Origin of the sequence: Cytobacillus sp. SAFR-174 (genome assembly GCF_051964675.1) — a bacterium.
Taxonomy (GTDB): Bacteria; Bacillota; Bacilli; order Bacillales; family Cytobacillaceae; genus Cytobacillus.
Map to the genome: position 1 here is coordinate 1 of NZ_JBQCMZ010000035.1, position 22,597 is coordinate 22,597.

Annotated in this window: 22 protein-coding genes; 18 read left to right on the plus strand and 4 right to left on the minus strand. The window is 40.9% G+C overall.

Features of this window, described 5'->3' with window-relative positions; translation table 11 throughout:
• Nucleotides 1-95: 95 nt before the first annotated feature.
• Nucleotides 96-902, minus strand: coding sequence for an aspartate dehydrogenase (gene nadX, locus ACTHRG_RS22645; RefSeq protein ID WP_076256088.1), 807 nt, complete (start codon nt 900-902; stop codon nt 96-98).
• A 533-nt stretch (nt 903-1,435) separates the two neighbouring features.
• On the opposite strand from nadX, the gene ACTHRG_RS22650 reads away from it, so the two are divergent.
• Together ACTHRG_RS22650 and ACTHRG_RS22655 are read left to right on the plus strand one after the other, a co-directional pair.
• Nucleotides 1,436-2,881, plus strand: a complete 1,446-nt coding sequence (locus tag ACTHRG_RS22650) for a hypothetical protein (protein WP_076256090.1) — start codon at nt 1,436-1,438, stop codon at nt 2,879-2,881.
• Between the two features lie 90 nt (nt 2,882-2,971).
• A complete protein-coding gene (locus tag ACTHRG_RS22655) occupies nt 2,972-3,652 on the plus strand; it encodes an NAD(P)-binding domain-containing protein (RefSeq protein WP_076256092.1) in 681 nt (226 codons plus the stop codon).
• A 19-nt stretch (nt 3,653-3,671) separates the two neighbouring features.
• Here ACTHRG_RS22655 and ACTHRG_RS22660 read toward each other — a convergent pair whose 3' ends face one another.
• Both ACTHRG_RS22660 and ACTHRG_RS22665 read right to left on the minus strand, forming a co-directional pair.
• Nucleotides 3,672-5,054: a hypothetical protein gene (locus ACTHRG_RS22660; protein WP_076256095.1), complete on the minus strand. Its 1,383-nt coding sequence runs from the start codon at nt 5,052-5,054 to the stop codon at nt 3,672-3,674.
• Between the two features lie 627 nt (nt 5,055-5,681).
• Nucleotides 5,682-6,017 carry a hypothetical protein gene (locus tag ACTHRG_RS22665; RefSeq protein ID WP_076256097.1) on the minus strand — a complete coding sequence of 112 codons (336 nt, stop codon included), beginning with the start codon at nt 6,015-6,017 and terminating at the stop codon, nt 5,682-5,684.
• 307 nt (nt 6,018-6,324) lie between these two features.
• On the opposite strand from ACTHRG_RS22665, the gene ACTHRG_RS22670 reads away from it, so the two are divergent.
• The 14 genes from ACTHRG_RS22670 (at nt 6,325) to ACTHRG_RS22735 (ending at nt 17,751) form a co-directional block, all read left to right on the plus strand.
• Complete coding sequence (locus tag ACTHRG_RS22670) at nt 6,325-6,657, plus strand: 2Fe-2S iron-sulfur cluster-binding protein (RefSeq protein WP_076256099.1); 333 nt, start codon at nt 6,325-6,327, stop codon at nt 6,655-6,657.
• Nucleotides 6,658-6,719: 62 nt separating this feature from the next.
• The gene (locus ACTHRG_RS22675) at nt 6,720-7,490 is read left to right on the plus strand and encodes a creatininase family protein (RefSeq protein WP_076256102.1); all 771 of its coding nucleotides are present in this window, start codon (nt 6,720-6,722) and stop codon (nt 7,488-7,490) included.
• A gap of 222 nt (nt 7,491-7,712) precedes the next feature.
• Complete coding sequence (locus tag ACTHRG_RS22680) at nt 7,713-8,444, plus strand: TenA family transcriptional regulator (protein WP_440232088.1); 732 nt, start codon at nt 7,713-7,715, stop codon at nt 8,442-8,444.
• A 122-nt stretch (nt 8,445-8,566) separates the two neighbouring features.
• Complete coding sequence (locus ACTHRG_RS22685) at nt 8,567-10,030, plus strand: aldehyde dehydrogenase family protein (protein ID WP_440232089.1); 1,464 nt, start codon at nt 8,567-8,569, stop codon at nt 10,028-10,030.
• A gap of 19 nt (nt 10,031-10,049) precedes the next feature.
• Nucleotides 10,050-10,529: a GlcG/HbpS family heme-binding protein gene (locus ACTHRG_RS22690; RefSeq protein WP_076256109.1), complete on the plus strand. Its 480-nt coding sequence runs from the start codon at nt 10,050-10,052 to the stop codon at nt 10,527-10,529.
• 83 nt (nt 10,530-10,612) lie between these two features.
• Nucleotides 10,613-11,209, plus strand: coding sequence for a chromate transporter (locus ACTHRG_RS22695; protein WP_440232090.1), 597 nt, complete (start codon nt 10,613-10,615; stop codon nt 11,207-11,209).
• On the plus strand, nt 11,206-11,736 hold the full coding sequence (locus tag ACTHRG_RS22700) for a chromate transporter (RefSeq protein ID WP_440232092.1): 531 nt from the start codon (nt 11,206-11,208) through the stop codon (nt 11,734-11,736). The genes ACTHRG_RS22695 and ACTHRG_RS22700 overlap by 4 nt, the downstream gene beginning before the upstream one ends.
• A 15-nt stretch (nt 11,737-11,751) precedes the next feature.
• A complete protein-coding gene (locus ACTHRG_RS22705; protein ID WP_076256116.1) occupies nt 11,752-12,438 on the plus strand; it encodes a GntR family transcriptional regulator in 687 nt (228 codons plus the stop codon).
• Nucleotides 12,439-12,533: 95 nt separating this feature from the next.
• Complete coding sequence (locus ACTHRG_RS22710) at nt 12,534-12,884, plus strand: 2Fe-2S iron-sulfur cluster-binding protein (protein WP_076256117.1); 351 nt, start codon at nt 12,534-12,536, stop codon at nt 12,882-12,884.
• A gap of 295 nt (nt 12,885-13,179) precedes the next feature.
• Nucleotides 13,180-13,653 carry a RidA family protein gene (locus tag ACTHRG_RS22715; protein ID WP_035330531.1) on the plus strand — a complete coding sequence of 158 codons (474 nt, stop codon included), beginning with the start codon at nt 13,180-13,182 and terminating at the stop codon, nt 13,651-13,653.
• Nucleotides 13,654-13,770: 117 nt separating this feature from the next.
• Entirely contained in the window at nt 13,771-15,138 is a 1,368-nt protein-coding gene (locus tag ACTHRG_RS22720; RefSeq protein WP_076256122.1) for a vWA domain-containing protein, read from the plus strand.
• Between the two features lie 132 nt (nt 15,139-15,270).
• A complete protein-coding gene (locus ACTHRG_RS22725; RefSeq protein WP_076256124.1) occupies nt 15,271-16,032 on the plus strand; it encodes a hydroxypyruvate isomerase family protein in 762 nt (253 codons plus the stop codon).
• On the plus strand, nt 16,029-16,922 hold the full coding sequence (locus ACTHRG_RS22730) for an NAD(P)-dependent oxidoreductase (RefSeq protein WP_440232094.1): 894 nt from the start codon (nt 16,029-16,031) through the stop codon (nt 16,920-16,922). The genes ACTHRG_RS22725 and ACTHRG_RS22730 overlap by 4 nt, the downstream gene beginning before the upstream one ends.
• A gap of 154 nt (nt 16,923-17,076) precedes the next feature.
• Nucleotides 17,077-17,751 carry a lysozyme family protein gene (locus tag ACTHRG_RS22735; RefSeq protein WP_440232096.1) on the plus strand — a complete coding sequence of 225 codons (675 nt, stop codon included), beginning with the start codon at nt 17,077-17,079 and terminating at the stop codon, nt 17,749-17,751.
• 43 nt (nt 17,752-17,794) lie between these two features.
• On the opposite strand, the gene ACTHRG_RS22740 is transcribed toward ACTHRG_RS22735, so the two are convergent.
• On the minus strand, nt 17,795-19,081 hold the full coding sequence (locus tag ACTHRG_RS22740; RefSeq protein WP_440232097.1) for a serine hydrolase domain-containing protein: 1,287 nt from the start codon (nt 19,079-19,081) through the stop codon (nt 17,795-17,797).
• A gap of 409 nt (nt 19,082-19,490) precedes the next feature.
• On the opposite strand from ACTHRG_RS22740, the gene ACTHRG_RS22745 reads away from it, so the two are divergent.
• Nucleotides 19,491-21,494: an LTA synthase family protein gene (locus ACTHRG_RS22745; protein WP_440232098.1), complete on the plus strand. Its 2,004-nt coding sequence runs from the start codon at nt 19,491-19,493 to the stop codon at nt 21,492-21,494.
• A 178-nt stretch (nt 21,495-21,672) separates the two neighbouring features.
• On the plus strand, nt 21,673-22,485 hold the full coding sequence (locus tag ACTHRG_RS22750; RefSeq protein WP_440232099.1) for a uroporphyrinogen-III synthase: 813 nt from the start codon (nt 21,673-21,675) through the stop codon (nt 22,483-22,485).
• The last annotated feature ends 112 nt before the right edge of the window (nt 22,486-22,597 follow it).

Below are 22,597 nucleotides of genomic sequence, written 5' to 3' on the forward strand. Positions count from 1 at the left end.
AATTCAAGTATATAAAAAATACCTGTAGGTTGAACACTCTCTTTTTCGAGTGTCCTTCCTACAGGTACCATTTTAGAAGCCCTTTCTTATTTTTATTAGACTCCAATCACAAATGATGAAGTTAAATTTTTTAAAACCTTAGCCACACTCATAGCGACAATGGGACTGGATTTTGGATTTTCCTCATAAGGAACATTCGAAACGGATATCTCCACTTCACCGAAATAACCTTTAGCCTTGATGGTATGTGTGTTTGATTGGATAGTCGGATCAGCATACACCTTCACCTTAGTATTTTCAAAGCCAACTCCTGCTAGGCTAAGGGCTGCTGAAACATTCACGCTCTGCGGAAACAGCCTGGATGACTCCCGTGCATTCCCTTCATAAATACAGAATGGTTCAGTCAGCATATTCAGATCCACTTTTTCTTCCGCAATCGTGCCTTTCCAGCTGCGTGGATGCTTTCTTGTAATTAAGGTGATTTCTTCAATCTCACCCAATGCTCCCGCTGCAATCCGGTCCAGGCCGGCTATAGCTGCAGAAGGAACAAAGATCTGCCGGTTATGCTGTTTGGCCACAGCTTTGAGTTTTTCATAAAAACCGGTGTCTCCTAATGCTCCCACAGAAAGCACCACAAGATGGCATCCATTTGCCAGCACTTTCTCCCCGTACATATGCAAGGCTTGATGGCCCGCTGACTCTATGATAATATCTAAATCTCCATTAAAAAAATCGCCTTCATCTGATGTAAGGGTAAATGCTTGTTTATCAGCATGCTCTGCAACTTTATGGCTTCTAACCAGCACAGACTTTAATTCTACGTTGCCAGCATGGCCGGCTTCTATTAATTCCGCTATGGTCTTCCCCAGCGTTCCATAACCGATAATTCCAGCTTTAAGCATATTTATCACTCCTTCTCGGGATCCCCCTAAAAAAACCGTATAAATCTGGTATACGATATACTTTGTGCAATTTTATTCTAGATTTTAACTTAAAACCATTCAGAGAGCAATAGATTTTATAGAAAATATTAAAACATCTAAATTTTCAAAATTATTTGCACAATAGCTATTTTTAGTGTTATTATAGTATACAAGTTTAAAATAGTGAAAAGGGGAGGTGGTAGTGGTCTCAGGTTCTTGACGATGTCTGCACATCTAAAGAGCATAAGAGATTGATTGATATAGCATGAAAAGAGCGGTGCACCAGCAGATAACCAAGTCATCCATGAATAGCGCTTTTTTGTTTTTTGGTCAATTTGGTATACAATCTACCAAATGCTGTATTCTTTTTGGAAAAAGTTACAAGTCCTTCTCGTGAAGCAAAATGCCGGGGTATTACATAGTCAGCCATAGAAAAACAGAAGCCTTGCAATCTGTCTTTTGCAATATTTTATAGGGGTTATTTATTTATAACGAAAAACGGAGGGGAATATATGGAGTTAACATTTGCTCATTGGGTCTATGCAATTGTTACTGTGTCTGTCATCGCCACGATGCTTTTTAGAAGAGGCGTTGTCCTGCCGGTTATCATCGGAACTTTCTTTGTGGCAGTCATTTATAAAGGCAGCCTGATCGCTGGCTTTCAGGCTGTATTTAACGCTAATCTCCTCGCAGCAAAAGAGTTATTCAGTATATTCTTAATCATTTCTCTCATGATCGCACTTCTCAATTCATTGAAGGATTTGGGAGCGGACAAGAGGCTTATTGGTCCGATTGAGAAGGTTATGGTGAATGGGCATATTTCCTATTTAGTATTAATGGTTACAACCTATGTAATTTCACTCTTTTTCTGGCCAACCCCTGCTGTCCCGCTTATCTGTGCTCTGCTTGTACCCGCAGCAGTCAGGGCTGGGCTGCCTGTAATGACGGCTGCCATGGTTATTGTCATTGCTGGTCAGGGTATGGCGCTTTCCTCTGACTATATCATGCAGGTAGCACCGATGCTCAGTGCCAAAGCAGCTGGAATTGATAAGGCCATGGTTGCGGATAAGACACTGGTTCTTTCTGTCATTACAGGTGTACTTGCATTGACCTATGTTTATGTGGCGCATAGAAAATCAATCGTGAAAAATGGGAACCATGACTCTTCTCTAAACCCTGATGATGCTGCTTTTTTTGGTGTAGCGAATGAACTTGCTGCTACGGCTGAAGAAAGTGCTGAAATCATTCAGAGAAAAAATACATGGGGCAAGGTTTTTGCTGTATTAGTGCCTTTATCGATGCTGGGTGTTATGATTTATATGTTCTCAACCAAATTAACAGGCGGGTCAGGGTTTGAAGGAACAGATGGAGCTGCTTTTATTGGCGGTGTTGCGACTCTTTTATTGGTGCTTGCCACTGTGGCATTTAATCGCATCCATGCTTTAGATAAGATAAGCGAGCATTTAACGGAAGGCTTCGTGTTTGCCTTCAGGGCGATGGCTCCGGTAATTCCAATAGCAGGATTCTTCTTTATGGGAAGCTCAGACTTTACCGGCACCATTTTATCATTGGATGAAAGCGCTGCCAAACCTGCTTTTTTATTTGATATGATACAGGCAGGCCAGGCTTATATTCCTGAGAATGCCTTTATTGCAGGATTTGGCTTGTTGATTGTCGGTCTGATCACTGGCCTCGATGGGTCAGGTTTTTCCGGGCTGCCGTTAACGGGTGCCTTATCGGGTGCATTAGCAAGTGGAAGCCATATTGATCCTTCCACATTAGCTGCCATCGGACAAATGGGTGCCATCTGGGGTGGAGGCACGATTGTTGCCTGGTCTTCACTTGTCGCAGTAGCAGGATTCCTGCAGATTTCACCGCTGGAGCTGGCCAGGAAAAACTTTATTCCGGTTATTTCCAGTTTATTTATCGCAACATTAATTGCCATATTAATCTGGTAAAACAGAAAGCTCCAAAAAACAAGGCTATCCTGCAAGGTTAGAATATACTAACTAAGGGGATAGCTTTTTTATAAAGAGAGGAGTGAGGATTTGAAAATTGGCTTAGCAGGTATAGGAAAATTAGGTGCAGCGATGATGACACACTGGCATAAATCAAACCTTTCAATAGGCATTTTTCATCCCGATATGTCCAAAGCAGAACAATTTGCTGAAAAGTTCCCTAACGCACATCCTTTAACTGATAATGAGATGAGACAAATGGATATCCTTCTGCTTGCTTTGCCGGCTGGAAAGGTGATTTCTTTTATGGATAGGATAATTCCGGAAAATTCTTCTATTGCCTTCATTAATATGGCGACCGCGCTTCCAACGAAAGAAATAAAAGAAAGGTTCCCTTCCTGTAAGGTGTTTGGATTGAAATACATGGGGCATTCGAGAGACTTAATGGAGAATGGAAAGGGATTATTTATTACTGAGGACCATCTCCCTGCTCCGGTACAGGACCTATTCAGACCAGTGGGGGATATCATAATAGACAGTGAAGAGAGAGTAGCAGCAGTAAATAAACTGGCAACCTATTATGCTGTAAAAACGGCTGTTGAAATTGAGAATGAATTGACAGGCAAAGGGTATGACCCAGCTTATATTAAAAGAGGACTTACTTCCCTTGCACCGGAAGTCATACGGTCTTACAGCCAAGGCACTTTGGGGCATTTTGCAAAAGAAATTGTGAAGGAAATACAGGAGTATAATAAAAAAGCTGCTGATTAATTTTCAGCAGCTTTTCCTATTAGAGCATTCTTTCCAGCAAAAACAAATAGAACATTACGCAGGCAACATACACTGCCGCAAAAGGGAGATTCCAGCTCGAGACTTTATAGGAATCGACTTTGATAATGTTAGACATGAGACCAAGAGTGGCATTATATGGGCCTACTAAGAAGGCGGAAACCGCGCCGGACAGCATTGCGACTGTCAGGATATGAGGAGATATACCGATGGCTTCCGGGTTTACTCCTTCAATCATCAATGCCAGGGAAACGGCTGGATGGAGGCCCAGAAAGGCCAGCCCTAAAGGAATCAAAGGCAGTATGATCAGGAAAATCTCGACTCCTGCCACACTAATAAAAGCTGCAATCCAGTCAAAAAGGATTTCATTTGCCTTCGAAATATTAATCGCTGATATAAAAAAGCCTGTTGATAAAAAGATAAAAAATTGATCCTTCATGCTCATCGCGAAGGAATTGAAATGGTCAGACAGCTGATGGCCAAATTGTTTTCCTTTACGTAATAAAAGGGACCAGCTGAAAGCAAATGGAATGACGATCAGTGAAACAAGAATTAAGAATGGCAACGAAACTTGTGTCTCTGCAAAGGATACGAGGACATTAAATATTGCGATTGCCGCCAGGATCTGAAAAACTCTGCCCGGGCGGCCGTCATTAGTCACTTCCAGGGCTGCAGCTGTTTCATGCACAGATTCTTCTGCAGAGTGCGGGAGTTTCATTGGCTGGGACTGACGGGATCCAATAAACCAATCCATTCCTAATCCTAATATGCTCAATGGAATGACATAAGGAAGGATGGATCCCCAGCTTACCCCCGTCATCGTTATCACGATCCCCACAATAGGAGTTACAGGCGCCCAAATTAATGGCATCGCAAACCCTCTGGAAATAGCCCTGCTCATGAACCGCTCTTTATTCCTTACCGGAAAGCTCCCCAGTGCCGGCCTGATAGAATAATAAGTCATGGGCAGGGTGGCAAGATTCATGAAAATGCTGAAGAAGTAAGAGATTCCAGAAGTCATCATATACAAATGACCAGATGTTTTTACACGTTTTTGAATGATCGCCTGGATGCCTTCCCCGTAACGTCCCAGTTTAACAGGAATCCCCAAAATGGGTATTAAAGTAAACATGGTAAGCAAATCAAGCATTGGTCCAAAAGCAAAAATATACTGCTGCCACTCTGAGCTGCTTGTCCAGAGCAGGACTGCACCAAAAGTCAGGAAAACTCCCCCGAGAATCTGAACAAATTTCTTCGTCAGCCGGAATGTCAAAACGACGATGATAAAACACAAGATAGAAAGGAGGGAATCAATATTCCACTGCGGAAGCAAGGTGGACAGCAAATATAAAGCAATCACTGTCAAAAATAAAACTCTTAGCATATTAGACACCCTCATTTAATTGAATTTCAACTGAAATTGTATACCAAATTCTCATTTTTTATCTATTTGTTCAAAAATCAGTCACAAGTATCCATATATTTTTGGTATTTGGTATACAATTATATTGTAAATCTAAAAAATTCATCATATAATAATGATAACAGGTAAGAGAAAAAAAGGAGGCTGACCCGATGTTCCATTTTCTATTTGGATCCAAATATGCAATTGAGAAAACTGAAAGAAAATTAGCCCGTTTAAGGAGAACATTAAAATTCTAATTTTGCCGCCATGCTTTGGCGGTTTTTTCTTTTATAAAAATTATTATTTGTGAACAGCAAACCCGGAAGAAGAGCGGCTTCCCCCGGGTTTTAAGAAGTTTTTATCGCAGTCTAACGGGGCAGTAAGACCCCCACATCAAGACTTTAGATGAATCAAGGGAGGATAAGTGGGGGTCAAACTGCCCGTAAAGGCCCGAAAAGAAGAACAAAGACTAAAAACGCCACATCCTTCCAAAAGCTGTCGCATTTGGTCGTGCGATGCTCATGCTGACGAAGCCTTCCTTGTCCTGTGGGCCTCAACTAACAATCAGGAGGGAGAAAAGCACTCCCCACTGATTGAAGTTTCACTTTATACTGCTACTTCATCAGATTTAACCAGCTTCGAATGAATGGAGTCTTCACTATTGCCGGATGCCTTTACAATCTCATCCAATTCTTCTCTGGCAGCTTCCAGCGTTTCAAAACGTTCAAAAAATTTAACACCGATATGATTTACATACTCTTTTCCTTCATATTCTTCAAACAATTGGATTTTCATTTTCTCATCCAAAACTTCTGCAATTGTGTACTTTGCCTTCAGTTTATCGAAAAAATAGAAATGATACGTCTCAACCGGCTTTAAGCCCTCGTTTTCAAGAATGGTCTGGAAAGTATCTTTATTCGTTAATACAATATATTTACCCAATTAAAACACTCCTTTTATTATTAGATATTGTAGAAGAATTAATTAATATGTAATTAGGCAGCATACCTCCTTTTTGTTGGAATATTGTATACCATGTACTTTAAATGTATTTTATACTAAAGATTCAAAAGATTCAATATTATATTCTAAATTTTTTAATTATTCGGTTAAAAATGATTAATTTGATTAGGTTACATTGGATATCTTCCAACTATAAATTAAAAAACAAGTTTGCTAATCTTCAAGAAAGGTTGTATACTTTGAAAAAGTATCTAAATTTTTAGAATAAACTGAAAGGGGTATTGATATGCCGAAGGTTACACTGCATGTGGATGGAGAGATTGTGGAGAAGCAGGTAAAAGATAATGCCAATTTGGTTGTTCTGGCAGGGATCCGCCAATTTCCGGAATTAAAGTATGGTTGTGGCATGGGAAGGTGTACAAAATGTACGTGTGTCGTATTAAACGGGGGAGATGATCTCGCTCCGCCAAATTGGAAGGAAGAAAAAATGCTTGGCGATAAAGTGAAAGAAGGATACCGGTTAACTTGTCAGATGACCATCCAAAATGATATTGAAATATCCCAGGAAAATATCTCTGTAAAACCTCCCAAGAAAACAACTGCAGTTAATACAAAATAGTTTTTTATTTTTATTATTTAGTGGTATACAAAATACCTAAAAATAAGCGGGGTAATAAGATAATGAATTGTTATGAGCTTACCAAGATGACGTGGAAGGAAGTCGAGAAATCCTTAGAAAATGCAAAGTTTGCTATAATTCCTGTCGGAGCACATGAGCAGCATGGGCCTCATATGGCGGAAAGCTGTGATGCAGTGCTCGCGGAAAGAATGGCAATTAAACTGGGGCAAAGAATGTTTCCTTATGCTATTGTGACACCAACAGTGAATATGGGTGTTTCCGAGCATCACATTCATTTTCCTGGAACCATCACCCTGCAGCCATCTACTTTGATTGCTGTTCTGAAAGATATGGTCTCTTCACTGAAACAGCATGGCATCAAGAAGTTTCTGTTTTTGAATTCCCATGGAGGAAACCAATCTGCACTGAATCTCGCAGCAATGACTATCACAAAGGAATTAGAAGTTGAAGTCTACTATGCAAAGACCACTGCCTCTGCCAGGGAATCTATCGGAAAATTTGTTAAATCCCCTCTGTTTGGCCACAGCTGCGAAAGGGAAGTGTCTGAAGCTCTGTATCTGGCACCGGAACTGGTAAGAAAGGACCTTTTGGAAAAAGGAGAAATCAAGCAAGGCGGCAGATGGGAAAAGCTCCGTCCGGGGAAGGCTGTCCAGGGATTTTATTTTTACGAAGAAATGACTGGAAACGGCTGTATAGGCGATGCCCGGCAAGGGAGCAGGGAAATAGGAGAACAAATAGTAGAGGAAGCCCTGGATCATCTTACTGAGGAGCTTTCTGAACTGCTTGATTTGAAAGAAGAACTTCTTTATTAATTCTTACAATCTAGCAGTGAGAAAAAATAATCTTTAAAAAATTCTAAAAATTGTGTTTACATTTGAAAAAGAATAGGTTATGATTTCATTAAGGTATACCAAAGACCAAAAAACATGATTAAATAGGCCATATATTAGCAGCCTATTATTTTTTAAAGTAGTTTTGGTATACAAAATATCAAATGCCAATAGGCTACATACATTTCGAGGAGGAGTTTACACATGCCAGAATTATTATCTAAAGATGAATTTCGCAAAGAACTAGAGGAAGCCATTAAAGGAAACCACAGTCAGAAAGCTCCATTCACTGTAGCTTGGGCTGAAGGAAAACTGGAAAGAAAGCATTTTGCGAAATGGGCTGAAAATCATTACCACTATGTAGGACCTTTTGCTGACTACTTAGCGTACATCTATCACAACACTCCAACCGATCCGAAATTTGAAGCAGCAAAAGATTTCACACTTCAAAATATGTATGAAGAAGAAATTGCGGCTGACCGCCATACAGACTTACTGATTCGTTTTGCAGAAGCATGCGGGACAACCCGCGAACGCGTAATTAATCCAGAAAACATGGCACCGACTACTCTTGGTCTTCAAAGCTGGTGCTATGCAGTTGCTGCCCGTGAAAACTTCGTTGTAGCTACAGCAGCTCTTGTTGTCGGCTTAGAGTCACAGGTACCGGACATTTATCGAAAGCAGACTCCTGCTCTTCGTGCCCAATACGGATTTACAGATGAAGAAATCGAATTCTTCGATCTTCATATCGTATCCGATGAAATCCATGGAGAACGCGGCTATAAAATTGTTTTAGATCATGCTGACACTCCAGAACTGCAGCAGCGATGCCTGGAAGTAGTTCGCACAGGTGCGAAAATGCGCCGGATGTACATGGATGGCCTATGGAGAGAATACCTTGAACAGGATCTGGGCTCTTTAGTAGAAGCAAAATAATATTTATTAACCAGGCCGTCACACTAAATCTTGTCATTCGAGGTCTATGTGGCGGCTCTTTCTATAATTAGAGAATTTGGCGCAGTAAAGGGAGAAATAAACAGAGAGTAAGGTGATTTGATTTGATTACAACAAAAGTAGAAACCTTTCAAAACTATATTAATGGTGAATGGCAAGAATCCGGGAGCCAGAAGAAATTTTATAGTGTTAACCCGGCAAACACCGAAGATGTCGTAGGCGTTTTCCAGGCATCCAATGAAACAGATGTCAAGCTGGCGATTGAAGCCGCGAAAGAAGCATTCCCTGGCTGGGCAAAGGCAGCGCCATCCAAGCGTGCAGCCATTTTAAACAAAGCAGCAGCATATCTTGAAGAAAATGCCGCCCAATTTGCAGAAGAACTGACAAGAGAAGAAGGGAAGCATGTCAGTGATGCAAAAAATGAAGTGCTCCGTTCTGCACAGACGCTTCGTTATTATGCGGTTGAGGGACAAAGCTTCACAGGTGAAACCTTCCCTAATGATGATCCCAATATGAGAGTTTCAACGGAAAGAGAACCGCTCGGCGTTGTAAGTGTCATAACGCCATGGAACTTTCCAATCTCCATTGCGGCGAGAAAAATTGCTCCAGCCTTAATTACTGGAAACACAGTTGTGTTCAAACCTTCATCAGATACCCCTCTGATTGCTGTCCGGCTTGTAGAAGCATTGCACGAGGCAGGTATACCAAAAGGGGTCTTAAACTTTGTTACAGGGAAGGCTTCGGATGTAGGGGATTTACTAGTCACCCACCCTGCCGTCAAGGCTGTTACATTCACTGGTTCAACAGCTGCAGGTGAGGACATCCACAGCAAGAGCTCTTTCACCACCCGTACTCAAATGGAGCTTGGCGGCAAAAACCCGCTTTTAGTTATGGAAGATGCTGACCTTGATCTGGCGGCCACATTAACAGTAAATGGCGGATTTTCTTTAACAGGGCAAGCCTGCACTGGAACAAGCAGAGTAATTGTGATGAAGGAAGTAAAGGAAGCATTTGTAAACAAATTGATTGAAAAAACGAGTGCCCTTAAAATTGGCAGCGGCTTTGAAGAAGGAGTTAAAATTGGTCCGCTGGCAAATGAAAAGCAGCTGAAAAATGTTCTGAAGTATATTGAGTTTGGAAAAGAAGACGGTGCAGACCTTGTTTATGGCGGTGAACAGCTGACTGAAGGCCAATATGAAAAAGGATATTTTGTTCAGCCGGCCATTTTTACCAATGTTAAACCGAATCACCGTATTGCCAAAGAAGAGATTTTCGGACCGGTTATTGCTGTGATCGAGGCAGATACATATGAAGAAGCCATTGCGGCTGCGAATGACGTTGATTACGGATTATCTGCTTCCATCGTGACAAATAACTTAAAAATAGCCAGCCAGTTTACTAAAGACATTCAGGCAGGCACGGTAAAAGTGAACCGGACTACAACAGGCAACTTAATCAATGCGCCGTTTGGCGGATTAAAGCAATCAAGCACAGCTACGTTCCGGGAGTCGGGAAGGGTTGGCCTGGAATTTTTCACTCAAGTAAAGACCGTTTATATCGGCTATTAAAACTAAAGGAGAATGAAAAATGAAAACAGCTTTAAAGCTTGAACTGGAAGAAGCCAAATTGATGATTGAAGCAGCAAAGGAAAAGTCTGCTGAAATCAATGTGTTTGAGACAATTGCGATTGTCGATGACGGCGGAAGTGTAATTGCCCTGGAGCGCATGAATGGAGCAAGAATCACCGGCCCTGAAATTGCGATTGCTAAGGCATACACTGCCGCCGGCCACAAACGCTCCACACACTTATTCAATAAAGAACCGAACGGGCCTGCCCTGCCAGGCAATGAGGCATTTGGCATTCAGCATATGCTTGATGGCAAATTTGCTGTGTTTGTCGGGGGGTTCCCAATTGTGGTAAATGGTGAGGTTGTTGGCGGAATCGGCATCAGCGGAGGAAACGGCGAGCAGGATACCGCTGTAGGGACTGCTGCACTAAAAGCCCTTCAAACTTATCTGGAAAAAGACGGCTATGAAGTCGTAACCGATGCAGATATTAAAAAATAATAGAAAGGGACCTCATTCGTTATAAATAGTAGCGGAATGAGGTCCTTCTTCAGTCAAAAGCACCTAAAAAAGGGGAGGATCGCATGAAGCCTTATCTTGAATTGGCGGTTGGATTTGCACGTACCGGTGTGACAGGCTATGGGGGAGGTCCTTCGACAATACCACTGATCGAATTTGAAGCAGTCAAGAAATATAAGTGGATGACGGAGGAGGAATTCGGAGAGACTCTGGCGCTGGCCAATACATTGCCCGGACCGATTGCGACGAAGATGGCTGCCTATATCGGCTATAAAGTCAAAGGCAGCATGGGTGCCACTATAGCCATCCTTACGCATATACTTCCTTCCATTATTGCCATGCTAGCCTTGCTTGGCGTTTTATACTCTTTCCGCCAGTCCACAATTGTCAGTGGAATGGTGCAGGGAGTGACACCAGTCATCGGTTTTATGCTGGCAGAGATGGCCTATCGTTTTTACCAGAAAGGCAGCCAGGGGTTAGGATTGCCAAAAAACCTTATATTGGCCGCAGTGTCATTAATTTTTGTACAATTTTTAGAATGGCATCCCGGTATTTTAATTGCAATCGTCTTAAGTACTGCTTTTTATATTGCCCACCGGAAAGAACAGGCGAATAAAAAGTCAGCTGAAGAGTACATGCCAGTAAGGGAGAAAAGTTCATGATCTATTGGGAAATCTTTTGGGCATTTTTTATAGCGAATTTATTGGGTTACGGAGGGGGTCCAGCTACAATTCCCCTCATTCAAATTGAAGTAGTCAATAACAATGGCTGGATGACACTCTCTGAATTTGGGGATGTTCTCGCAATAGCCAATGCGCTGCCGGGTCCCATAGCAACGAAAATGGCTGGTTTTATTGGCTATGAACTAGGCGGAGTATTGGGTGCGGCAGTGGCATTAGCCGCAACCATCCTGCCGTCCGCTTTGGCAGTGATTGTGCTGTTTAAGTTTGTGAATTTATTTAAAGATTCCCCTAAAGTGAAATTAATGACTAAATCTGTACAGCCTGTCATTGCTGTCCTTCTGGCTGTCATGGCCTATCAGTTCTTTATGTCAGCCTTCGAAAAAAGCGGAATGCTTCACCTTATGCTTCTTGCAGCTGTCAGCTATTTAACTTTAATCAAATTCAAGGTTCATCCTTCTCTTGTTATATTCGGAGCTTTATTTTATGGAGGGATCTTTTTATCTTAAACAGGCGGTGAAACAATGGAAAGGACATGGGAGGAAACCAACTTAATATCTATACGCGAACATGCTTATTTGTATCTGAAAAAACTTATTTTAGAAGGAGAATACCAGGCAGGAGACAGACTGGTAGAAAGAGAACTTGCAGCCAAACTTAACATCAGCCGAACACCGATCCGAGAGGCATTGTTCAGGCTGGAATCCCAGGGCTTTGTGAAAACAGTTCCCAGAAAAGGGGTGGTTATCTCCAATATTTCAGAGGATGAAGTATTGGAGGTATTTACGATTCTCTCTTCACTGGAAGTGCTGGCAGTAAAACTGGCAGCACAAAGAATGGATACAGGTACACAACAAGAACTGGATCACAAGATTAAGGAACTAATAGAGCTAAGTGAAAGGGATGAAGAAAACTTCAATTCCGAACATATTCAGATGAACAGGCTGATTAATAAGGCATCCAAGAGCCCAAAGCTATATGAAATTTTATCAGGCTTGATCGATTTCATTCACATGGCTGCCAATATGGGATATGAAACACCCGGGAGAAGGAAGGACTCATTAAAAGAACATATCGATATCATGAAAGCACTTCGCGATAAAGATGCTGAAATAGCGGAATACCTGATGAGGATTCATATTGAGAATTCTAAAAAGGCATACATGTCCTATATGAACCGAATTAAAAAGAGAGGGACTGTTAAAAACTAATAAATATTTAAAAGTTTAGTATTGTCTGAATATTGTTAATGTGGTATATTGTATACCAAGAACTAAGAAACGAAATCACAGGGAGGAATTCATTCATGCCAAACATCCATTTTGTCAACAGCAACAAAACTCTGGAAGTGCCTGAGGATTCTAATATATTAAGAATGTCGCTCCGCTATGACGGTGATCTGCCAAATCGCTGCGGCGGGGGAATTTGCGGCACTTGTGTTTTTAAAACGGAAGAAGGGTCCGAATACCTGGACAACGTGAAAATCCAGGAAAGAAGAAAGCTGGGAGAAGAGTGGCTGGAAAAAGGCTACCGTTTAGGATGCCAGACTTTTGTAACAAACGGAGATGTCACCATTTCCTGGGATGATAAAGTGACAGATCAGGTAAAAAAGAGAAAGCCGGATAAATTGAAGCAAGCCGTTTCTACAGGAAAATGAGATTCCCTAGACTGCATTCTGTAATGGAGGAACTCTATTTCAGCCCGTTACAGAATGCAAAAAAAATTTCCAATAATATAGAAGAAGGTGAAATTATGTGGGTTTGCAGCACTCATTTAAAAGAAGCCATGCAAATATTAAAAACACCTCATATTCGAAAAGCTCCATACGAAATCAAATGCTCACTCTGTGAAAATCATGCTTTCGCTAAAGTCTATTATACTCACCGCTCATTTAAATTCACAAAACAACTTTATTCTTCAATAAAACAAAGTGTTTCCCAGGAGGCTTAGCGATGGAAGGGGTAAAAAAGGGAATTGAAGAAAGACTGGAAGAGCTGAATATCCAGCTCCCTGTTCTGACTGATATCCGAATGCCTTTTGAACCGGGCGTTATATCAGGAAAGATTGTCTATTTATCCGGGCAAACACCCAGAGTCAATGGTCTTCAAAAGTATACCGGAATTGTCGGGGCAGGCATTTCGATCGAAGAAGCAAAGGATGCGGCACGAATTTGTACGCTGAATTTGCTGGCAGCCCTTAAAGGAATAATTGGAGATTTAAATAAAGTGAAAAGAATCATCAAAATGGATGGATATGTTGCCTCAACAAGTGACTTTAAATATCATCCAATCGTCATAAATGCAGCATCAGAACTGCTGCATGATATTTTCGGCAAGGAAAATGGACACGCACGTAAAGCAGTGGGTCTGGCTTCACTGCCAGGCGGGGCTCCTGTAGAAATTGAAATGATAGTTGAAATAGAATAAATTCCAGATAAGGGCTGCTCAATTTAGAGCAGTTTTTTATGTTTTAAAAAACTAATTTCATAGATTCCATGTCATGGTAAAATGATTGAGGATATTGAAGATAAGAAGGAGGGTACTATGAAAAGAGCATTACTGTTAATCGTAATCATTATTCTTTCTGCAGTTTTTCTTTCTGCGTGCAGTTCAGCTGAAGAGAATAAGGACGATAAAATGGAGTCTGATCAAAAGAAATCAGCTGAAAATGTGGAAGGTGCTGTGGAAGAAGATTCACAGAAAACTGTAAAAAACTTTCCTTCTGTTCCTAAGTCTTTCAAAGAATCTGCTGAGTATGACATGACAGGAGAATTTGCAGGAGAAGAGTTTTCAGAAGAGGCAAAAAATAAGCTTAATGAGCTTCCTAAAATTAATAAGAATTCTTCAGAGGCAGAAATTGAGGCAATGGAACAGGAAATATTTGCGCTGTTTAAAGAAAATCTTAGTTTGCCTCATGTGCCAATTGACCAATGGGAAGCAATGAAGTTTGCTGATCCAAGTGCCGGGGAGGAAGGTCTGCAGGTTAAGGAAAATTACAATGTGGCTATATTGCTGGATTCCAGCGGAAGCATGGGTGCGCTCGAGAACGGGCGGACTAGAATGGATTTAGCCAAAGAGGCTATTCAGCAATTTGTTGAGAGTTTGCCGCAAAAAGCTAATGTCTCTCTCAGTGTTTATGGACATGTGGGCACAGGTCAGGAAAAGGATAAAGAAAAGTCCTGCAGAAAGGTTGAAGAAGTTTATCCGCTTTCAGCTTATGAACCTTCTGCATTTACAAGCTCATTAAATCAGTTTAAGCCTGCAGGCTGGACACCTATGGCTAAAGCTGTCGAGCAGGTGATGAAGGATTTAAAGGATAAGGATGGAGAGAAGAATACCAACATAATCTATTTAGTCAGCGACGGGATTGAAACATGCGGTGGAGATCCAGTTAAAGCAATGGAAAGCCTTGGTGCCTCCAATCTCAAGCCCGTTGTCAATATCATTGGCTACCAGGTAGACAATGATGGCCTTAGTCAATTAAAGGAAATGGCAAAGGCCGCCAATGGCCAGTTTGTGAACGTTCAGAATCAGCAGGATCTAAAATCTGAATTTAACAGGACAGCTGAAATGGCTAAAGTGTGGTCTGAATGGCATGAAGATGCCAATGCAGCCATTAACAATCTGTTTAATACTGTTCAATCACAGCTGAACGAATGGCATAAGACAGAGCAGGAAAAAATGAACAGGGAACATAAAAATCTCCAATCAGCGGTAAATTATTTGAATGATCAAGAGAAAATTGATACAGATGTCTTCTTAAGATATGATGATCATTTCCGGGATTATTTTTTGACAGTGGATCAGGAAGCGCGTGATTTATTCCTAGAGCTCGATAGCCTAAATCGCGACTCGTTCCTTGATAATTGGGATGAGATAACAGATCGATTTTTAGAAAATGTAAATAAGTAAATTTATAAAGAGTCTGCTCAAAAAGTATTGTGGAGCAGGCTTTTTCTGTACATAGGACTAAAAAAGGATTTTCTTAACTTTTAGCGAATTAAAGAATAACAGAATCTTTCAACTCTCTTCCAGGAGGCTATCATGAACAATTTTTCTGTTAATCTATCAACCGTTTTTACAGAAGTTCCTTTTTTAGACCGTTTCAAAAAAGCCCGCGAAGCTGGTTTTGATCTAGTAGAATGCCAATTTCCATATGCTTATACAATAGAAGATATAAGAAATAAGCTTGAGCGCAATGAATTATCAATGGTTTTAATAAACCTGCCTCCCGGTCATTGGGAAGAAGGGGACAGGGGACTTGCTGCAGACCCCAATCGCAGAGAAGAATTCAGAAAATCAGTTGAAATCGGGATTGGTTATGCGAAAGGCCTTGGAGTAAAACAGATTCATTGCATGGCAGGAATACACCCGGATCATAACCGTCATGTCTTAATTGAGAATCTCTATTTTGCGGGCAATGCTATGTCTGAACACGGAATTAACTTATTAATTGAACCAATCAATCCATTCGACATACCTGGCTATTTCTTAAAAGATATCCAGCAGGCAGAAGAGATAATCAATAGTGTCGGTTTGCCGAATGTGAAGCTTCAATTCGACTTTTACCATATTGAAAGAATACATGGCCAAGCTCTTTCTTTTTTTCAAAAATATGCTGAGCTGGTTTCACATGTACAGATTGCAGACTCTCCGGGCAGACATGAGCCGGGGACGGGGGAAATGAACTATAAAGAGATCCTCCTATATTTGCAGAAACACTATAAAGGCAGTATTGGCCTTGAATATAATCCGCAAGGCAGAAGCGCTGAGAGCTTTGCTTGGGTGAAAGAGGTGACCTCATGAAGATCGGGTTTATTGGAACAGGCGTGATGGGCTCCAGAATGGCCCAGCGGCTATTAGGCCATGGTTTTCAAGTAGCAGTACATAACCGGACATTCCAAAAAGTGCAGCCGCTCATTGAAAATGGAGCGATTTATGAAGAATCAGTAAGTGAGCTTTCCAATCAATGTGAAATTATATGCACGTGTCTTTCGATGCCTCAGGATGTTATGACCGTTTATATGAATAAAGGAATCATTGACAATGCCAAGCCCGGAACGATATGCATTGACTTTACTTCTGTAGGGGCTGATACTAGTAAAAATATCTATGGGATGGCAGGTGCAAAAGAAATCAGTTATCTTGACTGTCCTGTCAGCGGCGGACCTGAAGGGGCCGAAAGCGGCACTTTAACGATCATGGCTGGCGGGGAGGAAAAGGCCTTTCAGAAAGTTAAGCCGGTACTTGATGTGCTCGGTGAAACTATAGAATATATGGGACCTTCGGGGTCAGGCAGCATTGCCAAGCTGATTAATCAGTATCTTGTTGCTGTCCACTCGCTGGCTGCCTCGGAGGCAATGGTAACCGGAGCTGCATATGGACTGGAATCTGAACAGCTATTAAAAGTCCTGAAGGCAAGCTATGGCGACAGCAAGATCCTTCGCAGGCATATGGAACAATACGTATTACCCCGCCATTTCACACCAGGAGGGGCAGTAAAGTATGTACATAAAGACGTCCGGCTTGCAAACCAGCTATTGCAGGAAGCCGGCCTTACTCAATTTACCGGGCAGATGGCCGAAAAGGCATTCCAAACAGCAGCAGAGAAAGAACTAAGCGAGCAGGATATGTCAGCAGTGATAAAGATTTTCGAGGAAGAGACGGGCACTGTTGTGAAGAAGAAAGATAAATGAGCGGGTGCAGAAATGTGTCCGTTTTTTTTTCTTAATAGCTTTAGGGCAGTCATTTTCCGGCAAATTCAAGTAAGGAGTTTTTTTATTAAAAATATCAGTATTTTCTGCTATAATAATAATCTGAAATAATAATAGAGAAACCAGGAGAGCAGCAATGAAGCGCAAAAAAAGCAAAAAGCGTACAAGACGCAGTTCAAATATAGCCTTACTGTTATTTTTTATAGTTTTGAGTTTGGTCTTATTTGACCAATTCAAACAGCTGAATTTAAAGGAAACTGCAGTTTCTTTTCTGCCAAATATGGTATCTAAAGATGTCCAGAATTACACGCCTTTACTCGAAAAAGAATTGAAAGAGGTCAATCTCGAAGAATACACGCTCGTTCTGGCTGCAATCATGCAGCAGGAAAGCAAAGGGAAGGGCGGGGACCCGATGCAGGCTTCTGAATCAGCAGGATTGCCCCCAAATTCCATCCAGGATCCGGAACAGAGCATTAAGCAGGGTGTTAAACACTTTCAGAAAGCATTAAATTATGGCAATCAAAAAAATGTAGACTTCCCTGCCGTTATCCAGGCTTATAACATGGGAATCGGATATATTGACTTTGTCGCTGAACAGGGCGGAAAACATAGTGAAGAAATCGCAAAGCAATTCTCGCTGAAACAGGCAGAAAAGAATCCGGAACTTTATGATTGCGGAGGGGATAAGAATAATTTCCGCTATCCATACTGTTATGGTGATTTTTCCTATACTACGAAGGTAACAAAGAACATTGAGGTTCTCACAGCAAGCAGCACAGGAAAAACCGGAGAATCTAAATCAGTTTGGTAACAAAACATAATAAAATTATGGTAAACAACAAACCGCACTTCACCTACAGTGCGGTTTGTTGTTTTAGAATATGCGTTTTTCCATATACATCTACAAACTCGAGACAGTGACCCTTCAAGTCAAACGTAAAATCCTCGTACACCAATTCTGATTTGAAAATAGCTTTGTCATCTGCAAGGCTAAAAGGCTTTAATTCATATTTGTATAGTGCCCCATATTTCTTTGGCATAGTCACAAACAATTTATTTTTTTCCCAATGGACTTCAGAATATAGTTCATTAGATTTGTATTCGCCAATCAGAATTTCCCAAGGGAAAGAGGTTATTGAAGGTACAAACCTTTCGGGTATACGAACTTCCTTACCTAATATGATTTTGGATATATCCTCACATATTTTGTTCGCTGGAGTGATATTAACATTACTCAACACGATAATGGTCAGATCCTCTTTAAAGTTCATCAACAGTTCGTTTGTAAAGCCATTAATGTCCCCAGAGTGTCTGGCTGTCTCCGAATTGCCGCTAATAAACCAGCCATAGCCATATCCCCCATAGCTGGCTGTAAACATTTTTGAGGTCATGCTTTTGTTTAGCAGTACGCCATTCCGCAAACTTTCTGTCCACGTGTATAGATCCTCGGCTGTGCTGTACATACCATATGCTCCCTGTGGGATGCTCATATCGACAAATTCTGTGTTAATTACCTCTTCCCAGACCGAATGACCGCTGGCCAAGTCCTTTACAATCTTGCGGCCATTATCAATTCCTGTATTTTTTAGTTGAAGTGGTTTAAAAATATTCTCCAGGAGGAATTGTTCATAGGGTACACCTGAAACGATTTCAATTAAAGCAGTCAGGAGCAGATAGCCTGCATTGCTATATTGCATGTCTTTACCGGGCTTAAATTGCAGCGGCCTGCTTTTAATCCAATTGACGGATTGTTTCAGGCTGGAAGGAAGACGCATATATTTCTCCCAGTATTCAGAAGAGAAAGTGAAATCAGCCACACCTGAAGAATGGCTTAATAAATGGTGGATGGTCACACCGTTTGCAGAAGGAAAATTGTTAATATATGCATTAATCTTGTCGGAAAGATTCAGTCTCCCATGCTGGTGAAGCAAAAGGACAGCTGCGGCGGTAAATGACTTTGTTAAAGAGCCAATCCTGAATCTGGTAACAGACGTGTTTTCAATGGCATATTGATAGCTTGATAGTCCATATCCTTTATTCAGAATGACTTCTCCTTTATGTGCGGCAAGTACCGATCCATTAAAATAATTGCCCTCGGCGAGAATGTCCATATACTCATTAATTTGCTGTTTCTTGTCCATAAAATCTTCCGCCTTTATGTATAATTGATTACCATTCTTCATATATATTGGCTGTTGTCTGATTTTTCTCCTTCCCTGGAAAATTATAGATTCATAAGTTTTTACATAAAAAGTGAAACCATTTTGCATTTCATTCGTCTATATAGACGTGCCGCATTTATTAATGTGCAATATTCAGCTTAGGCTGTAATCAGGGCAGTCACCCAATTTTTGTTAAAAGAACAGTTTATCTGGACATGCTTGACATTTTGTTAAATGCGAGTATAGTTATATTCTTGTGCAGTGCTTTTTTGACTGTTCATAGATTATTAATATTTATCAGGTAAACTAATAATTAGGCTGATTTCCAGCTTTAAATTTTAAAATTACTAGCGAAATATGTTACAATAATGTGCTAGAAGGCAGGTGTATGATTTTGAATACTTTACTTCATAAAAGTCAGGATATATTGAATAAATATATAGGCTTTTTCTTTTTAGCAGTATTTCTGCTCTGGATGAAAACGTATATTACTCAAATGACACAATTTAATTTAGGCATTGAAAGTGCCTTGCAGCAGTTCCTCTTATTCATTAACCCGCTGGGATCTTCACTGCTGTTTTTAGGAATTGCATTCTTTTTTAAAGGCAGAAGAAAATATATCGCTTTGATGGTTATGTATTTCTTCCTGTCGTTCCTGCTGTTTGCAAATGCAGTGTACTACCGTTTCTTTAATGACTTTATTACACTGCCGACATTGACGCAGACACAGAACTTCGGTGATGTCAGCGGAAGCATCAGCTCACTATTACAGCCAACTGATATCTTTTTCTTCCTTGATTTCATCGTTCTTGCCGGCTTGCTTATTTTTAAAGCCGTTAAAATCGAAACAAAGGATTTGACTCGCCGCAGATCAGCAGCTTTAATCTATGCGTCGCTTGCCATTTCCTTTGCAAATCTGGGCCTGGCTGAAACAGACCGCCCTGAGCTTTTGACAAGAGGTTTTGACCGTAACTATATTGTGAAATATTTAGGCATGTACAATTATACGATCTATGATGCAGTGCAAAGCACAAAGGCCTCTGCACAAAGAGTTATGGCGGATAGCAGTGATACAACCGAAGTCATTAACTTTACTAAATCGAATTATGCTGAGCCAAATCCGAAGTATTTTGGAAAAGCCGAAGGCATGAATGTGATCTACCTTCATCTTGAATCCATTCAGACATTCTTAATGAATTATGAACTGCATGGTGAAGAAGTAACACCATTCCTGAACTCGCTGATAGAAGAAGAAAATACAACGTATTTTGATAACTTCTTCCACCAGACTGCACAAGGGAAAACAGCAGATGCTGAGTTTATCCTTGAGAACTCCCTATATGGGCTGCCGCAGGGTTCTGCGTTTACAACAAAAGGCATGAATACGTACAATGCAGCACCGGCAATTCTGAAGGATAAAGGATATACTTCTGCAGTCTTCCACGGCAACTCCGGAAGCTTCTGGAACCGTAACGAAATTTATAAATCGTTTGGATATGATAACTTTTTTGATGCAGATTATTTTGATTTAAAACCTGAAAACATGGCTGACTACGGTCTAATGGATAAGCCGTTCTTTGAACAATCGATGCCGTATCTAAAGTCGCTGAAGCAGCCGTTCTATTCTAAATTCATTACTGTTTCCCATCACTATCCGTATCATATGGATCAGGAAATGGCGACAATTGAGCCTCATACTACAGGGGATAAATCAGTTGATAACTACTTCCAGACAGCCCGTTATGCTGACGAAGCGCTTAAACAGTTCTTTGAACAGCTGAAGGCTTCCGGCCTGTATGAGAACTCAGTCATTGTCATGTATGGTGACCATTATGGAATTTCCAAGAACCACAATAAAGCAATGGAAAAAGTGCTTGGCAAGGAAATTACACCATTTGATAGTGCCGGTCTGCAGCGTGTGCCTCTATTCATCCGCGTGCCTGGCATGGAAGGCGGAGTAAACCATGAATTCGGCGGTCAGATCGACCTGATGCCAACACTGATGCACTTGCTAGGTATTGATACTAAACAGTATCTGCAATTCGGTACAGACTTATTTTCAGAAAATCATGATGACCTTGTACCGTTCCGTAACGGAGACTTCATGAGCCCTACCATTTCATCTGTTGACGGAAAGTATTATGACTCTACAACGGGTGAACTGCTGGATGAAAGCCGTTTTGAAGAAGCGAAAAAACTCCAGGAAAGTGCTGAGCAGAAATTGGCGCTATCTGATAAGGTGGTAAACGGTGATCTTCTCCGCTTCTACCAACCGGAAAACTTCGAACCGGTTGATCGTTCAAAATACGATTACAAAGCAGAAAACAATGGGGTAATCAAGAAGAGCGAAGAACCTGATGGAACGTCTGAAACTGAACCAGCTGATAAATAAATTAACACTGCCTGTGGGAGAGCCTGCAGGCAGTTTTTTTATGGCATCCCTTTTAATAAAAAAATAAAACCACTGGACGAAAGTAAAATATGTATTGCTAAAGTGCTTAATCACTGTTTAATTGTAATGTATCTTTTATTATGATTCATATAGATGTACATACCGAGGGGGAGTAAAAATGAAAAAGCTTGCCGGCAAAAAAGTTGCACTTTTAGGTTCACGGAAAATAGAAGATATCAGTAAATTGGTGGAGAATCAGGGAGGGGTTGCTGTCAGCAGGCCCGCTCAGGGAACATCACTCCTGAAAGATGAAAAACTCCAGGACCATGTAGAAATGCTGACTGAGTGCAGCTTCGATTGGATTATTTTTACGACTGGAATCGGTGTTGAAACCATTTATCAAACTGCTCTTGAAATGAATAAGAGTGATGCCCTGATCAGCAGCCTGCAAAAAGCAAATATTGCTGCAAGGGGATACAAAACCGCCAACATGCTGAAAAAACTTAATATTATACCTGCAGTTCGGGATGATGACGGCAGCATGGCAGGATTACTTCGAGAGCTCTCAGCATATCCTCTAAAAGGCATGAAAGTAGCTCTGCAGCTTCACGGCGACCCTGCACCGGTCCTAAAACAATGGCTGGAAGATAACCAGGCCGACTATGAAGAGATTCTTCCATATACCCATATTCCTCCGGAGGAAAAAGTGATGAGTCTGCTGCTTTCAGAGATCCTTGACGGAAAGCTCGATTCCGTATTTTTTACAAGTACTCCACAAGTGAGGAATTTATTCAGCTTCGCTCGCCAAAAGAATACAGAAGAACAATTGAAAACCTGTTTTTCGGAAAAAGCTGTTGCGTTATCTGTTGGAAAGGTAACTGCTCAAGCTTTATATGAAGAAGGGATTATTAGAGTCATTTTCCCTGAAGTTGAAAGGATAGGCAGTGCGGTAATGGAATTAGCCCGTTTCTATACGGAAGAAGATAATTAGGAATGATATTGTATTCATAAATGTGCAGCATTGCAAAATTTATCGTGGAGCCTTTATAGGCTCTTTTTCAATGACTAGATGTATATACAATTTTTAAAAAATTTTTTAAAAA

Bases quoted from the DNA above. Each gene is read 5' to 3' on its own strand.
- ACTHRG_RS22650 (WP_076256090.1), top strand. From the start codon at position 1,436: ATGGAGTTAACATTTGCTCATTGGGTCTATGCAATTGTTACTGTGTCT.
- ACTHRG_RS22695 (WP_440232090.1), top strand. From the start codon at position 10,613: ATGAAGCCTTATCTTGAATTGGCGGTTGGATTTGCACGTACCGGTGTG.
- ACTHRG_RS22675 (WP_076256102.1), top strand. From the start codon at position 6,720: ATGAATTGTTATGAGCTTACCAAGATGACGTGGAAGGAAGTCGAGAAA.
- ACTHRG_RS22705 (WP_076256116.1), top strand. From the start codon at position 11,752: ATGGAAAGGACATGGGAGGAAACCAACTTAATATCTATACGCGAACAT.
- ACTHRG_RS22660 (WP_076256095.1), bottom strand. From the start codon at position 5,054: ATGCTAAGAGTTTTATTTTTGACAGTGATTGCTTTATATTTGCTGTCC.
- ACTHRG_RS22740 (WP_440232097.1), bottom strand. From the start codon at position 19,081: ATGGACAAGAAACAGCAAATTAATGAGTATATGGACATTCTCGCCGAG.
- ACTHRG_RS22730 (WP_440232094.1), top strand. From the start codon at position 16,029: ATGAAGATCGGGTTTATTGGAACAGGCGTGATGGGCTCCAGAATGGCC.
- ACTHRG_RS22710 (WP_076256117.1), top strand. From the start codon at position 12,534: ATGCCAAACATCCATTTTGTCAACAGCAACAAAACTCTGGAAGTGCCT.
- ACTHRG_RS22735 (WP_440232096.1), top strand. From the start codon at position 17,077: ATGAAGCGCAAAAAAAGCAAAAAGCGTACAAGACGCAGTTCAAATATA.
- ACTHRG_RS22725 (WP_076256124.1), top strand. From the start codon at position 15,271: ATGAACAATTTTTCTGTTAATCTATCAACCGTTTTTACAGAAGTTCCT.
- ACTHRG_RS22715 (WP_035330531.1), top strand. From the start codon at position 13,180: ATGGAAGGGGTAAAAAAGGGAATTGAAGAAAGACTGGAAGAGCTGAAT.
- ACTHRG_RS22750 (WP_440232099.1), top strand. From the start codon at position 21,673: ATGAAAAAGCTTGCCGGCAAAAAAGTTGCACTTTTAGGTTCACGGAAA.
- ACTHRG_RS22720 (WP_076256122.1), top strand. From the start codon at position 13,771: ATGAAAAGAGCATTACTGTTAATCGTAATCATTATTCTTTCTGCAGTT.
- ACTHRG_RS22745 (WP_440232098.1), top strand. From the start codon at position 19,491: ATGATTTTGAATACTTTACTTCATAAAAGTCAGGATATATTGAATAAA.
- nadX (WP_076256088.1), bottom strand. From the start codon at position 902: ATGCTTAAAGCTGGAATTATCGGTTATGGAACGCTGGGGAAGACCATA.
- ACTHRG_RS22670 (WP_076256099.1), top strand. From the start codon at position 6,325: ATGCCGAAGGTTACACTGCATGTGGATGGAGAGATTGTGGAGAAGCAG.
- ACTHRG_RS22700 (WP_440232092.1), top strand. From the start codon at position 11,206: ATGATCTATTGGGAAATCTTTTGGGCATTTTTTATAGCGAATTTATTG.
- ACTHRG_RS22680 (WP_440232088.1), top strand. From the start codon at position 7,713: ATGCCAGAATTATTATCTAAAGATGAATTTCGCAAAGAACTAGAGGAA.
- ACTHRG_RS22690 (WP_076256109.1), top strand. From the start codon at position 10,050: ATGAAAACAGCTTTAAAGCTTGAACTGGAAGAAGCCAAATTGATGATT.